The 2,575-nt window shown below is 72.3% G+C and carries 3 protein-coding genes and 1 pseudogene; all 4 read right to left on the reverse strand.

The genetic code is table 11. From position 1 onward, the window contains the following. Positions 1–23: 23 nt before the first annotated feature. Positions 24–1,073 (reverse strand): NAD-dependent epimerase/dehydratase family protein, encoded by a 1,050-nt coding sequence (locus J1C73_RS16500; protein WP_207317055.1) that lies wholly within the window; start codon positions 1,071–1,073, stop codon positions 24–26. 64 nt (positions 1,074–1,137) lie between these two features. Continuing rightward, the gene (locus tag J1C73_RS16505; protein WP_207317056.1) at positions 1,138–1,851 is read right to left on the reverse strand and encodes a lysophospholipid acyltransferase family protein; all 714 of its coding nucleotides are present in this window, start codon (positions 1,849–1,851) and stop codon (positions 1,138–1,140) included. A 100-nt stretch (positions 1,852–1,951) separates the two neighbouring features. Then, complete coding sequence (locus tag J1C73_RS16510; RefSeq protein ID WP_207317057.1) at positions 1,952–2,194, reverse strand: hypothetical protein; 243 nt, start codon at positions 2,192–2,194, stop codon at positions 1,952–1,954. An 84-nt stretch (positions 2,195–2,278) separates the two neighbouring features. After that, a pseudogene (locus J1C73_RS16515) lies at positions 2,279–2,575 on the reverse strand (hypothetical protein); the annotation flags it as partial.

Below are 2,575 nucleotides of genomic sequence, written 5' to 3' on the forward strand. Positions count from 1 at the left end.
AGCGCTCCACGGACCGTGAGCGCTCACCCCGTACGGTCGTACCGCTCCAGCCAGGCGTCCTCCGCCGCGTAGTCGAAGAGCCCCGTGCCGTACGACCGCACCATGGCGGGGTAGGCGTCCGTCCAGTCGCGCCCCGCCAACCGCGCGGTGATCCACTCGACGGACTCCGGGAGCGACTCGGCATAGCCCGTCACCGGCCGGTAGCCGAGCTCTCGTTCGGCGGCCGTCAGGTCGTACACGATGGGGTGCGGGGCGCCCCAGGGCGACAGGCCGACCCCGTCGGGCGCGGCGGCGCCCGGCATCAGCACGGTCTCGGTCTCCCGTCCCAGCACCGCGTCGACCGCCTCGCCGATCTCCGCGACCGTGGGCGCCTGCGGATCGGCGGCGTTGAGCACCCGGGAGCCGGGCCGCAGGGCGGCCAGCCGGATCAGCTCGGCGGCGTTGGCGGAATGGAGCGGATGGAAGCGCGACCTTCCCCCGTAGGCCAGCACGCGCCGGGCGCGGCCGTCCAGAGCGCGTTTCACGAAGTAGAGCTCGCGCGGTGAGCGGCAGTACGGACCATGGACCGCACCCGCCCGCAACAGCGTGACGGGCAGCGCGTCGCCGGCCGCGAGGAGCTCCTGTTCCAGCCGGATCTTCCGGGTCCCGTACGTGGCCTCGCCCGGCGGGACGGTGGGCTGCGACTCCGGGATCGGTACCGGGTAGCAGGGCGACCCGTCGGGTTCGCCCTGCGTATCGAAACTGCGGCCGCGGTCGTCCTCGTACACCGCACCGCTGGAGACGACCACGGCCGACCCGATCCGGTCCGCGAGGTCCGTCAGCTGCCGGGCGTGCTGCCGCCCGTACGCCACCATGTCGACCAGTACGTCGCAGCCGTCGCCGAGCGCCGCCGCGAGCGCGCCCTCCTCGTCGCGGTCCAGTGCCGCCGTGCGTACCCCCTCGTCCCAGCGCTCGTCACGGCCGCCGCCGCGTGAGGCCGCGGTCACCGTCCAGCCGTCCTCGACGAGTGAGCGCACCGCGGCCCGTCCGATCTGGCCCGTCGCTCCCAGCACCCATGCGTGTCCCTTGCTCATGAACCGCACGCTAGGGGGAGTGCGGAGCCCGGACCAGCGGGGTTCACCGACCGCGAATCCGCCCTCAGCGTCGCAGTTTCGGGAACTTTCCCGGGCGTTCCGCCTGCTCGGCGGCCTTCACCTTGGCCGCGTACTCGTCGACGTACTCCTGTCCGGAGAGGCGGAGGATCGCGTACATGATCTCGTCGGTGACCGCCCGGACCGCCGCCTTCTCGTTCTCCAGCCCGGCGTAGCGGGAGAAGTCCAGCGGCTCGCCGAAGCGGATGGTGACCTGCTTGATCCGCGGGACGACCTTGCCGGGTGGCTGGATCTCGAACGTGCCGACCATGGCGCACGGCACCACCGGCACCTGTGCCCTGATCGCCATGACCGCGACCCCGACCTTGCCCTTGTAGAGCCGTCCGTCGTGCGACCGGGTGCCCTCCGGGTAGATGCCCAGCAGCTCGCCCCTGCTCAGCACCCCGAGCCCTTCGCGGATCGCCGCCTGCCCCGCCTCCTTGCCGGACCGGTCGACCGGGATCTGGCCGGCGCTCCGGAAGAACGCGGCGGTCAGCCTGCCCTTCACACCGGGGCCGGTGAAGTACTCCGCCTTCGCGAGGAAGGTGATACGCCGTTTGATGATCGCGGGCATCAGGAAGTGGTCGGAGAACGACAGATGATTACCGGCGACGATGGCCGCACCGTCCGCCGGAATGTGCTCCGTGCCCTCGATGACGGGGCGGAAGAACAGCCGCAGCAGCGGCCCCAGGACGACGTACTTGAGCAGGTAATAGAACACGGGGCGGCTCCCAGTTCGGCCGGATCGGCTCCACAGCTGCGTTTTGCCAGGTCAGCGGAGACCTCAGCAGAGGACACCTTATGTGCAGCCGTCGTCCCGTCTACCCGTGCTCGGGCGGGTCGATGCCGCCCCTGTGCCGGCTTTGCCGACCGGACCCCGATCGAGCCGGGCCCTGCGGGGCGCTTCCGGCGGGGCCCGGGGCCGGTTCGCCGACGGGTCCGTCGCCGCCGGGGTGCGCCGACGCGATGACGTCGTGGAGATACCGCACAGCGAGTTCCTCGGCGTGGCGGTGGCGCCCGATCGTCGCGCCGGTGTCGCGGTCGTGACCGCGGACAGTGGCCATGAGGTCGAGTGCCGCGTCCGGCGCGATGGATTCGAGGCGGCGGACACCGCGGGGCGGGGCGCCCACCCGGGGCCGTACCGGCGGTCAGGCGGAGCGGCGCTGTTCGTGGACGGCCTTCATGAGGTCCTCGATGGCGGACCGGGCCTCGACGTCGCGCTCTTCGTCGATCGCTTCGAGCGCGGCGGCCGCGGCCTCGCGGATGTGGTGCGGGAGGTTGTCGGCGGCCGTGAGCCGGTACGCGGCCCGGCGGCGCGCCGTGCGCTCGGCGGGGTGCACCGCGTCGGGGCCGGAGAGAGGGAAGACGGAGACCCCGTAGGCGGATATCCCCAGCACCACCATCTCCCCGACTGCGTCGGCGTACCGACGCAGTCGGGGAGATGG

This window comes from Streptomyces laculatispora, assembly GCF_017353455.1.
Taxonomy (GTDB): domain Bacteria; phylum Actinomycetota; class Actinomycetes; order Streptomycetales; family Streptomycetaceae; genus Streptomyces; species Streptomyces laculatispora.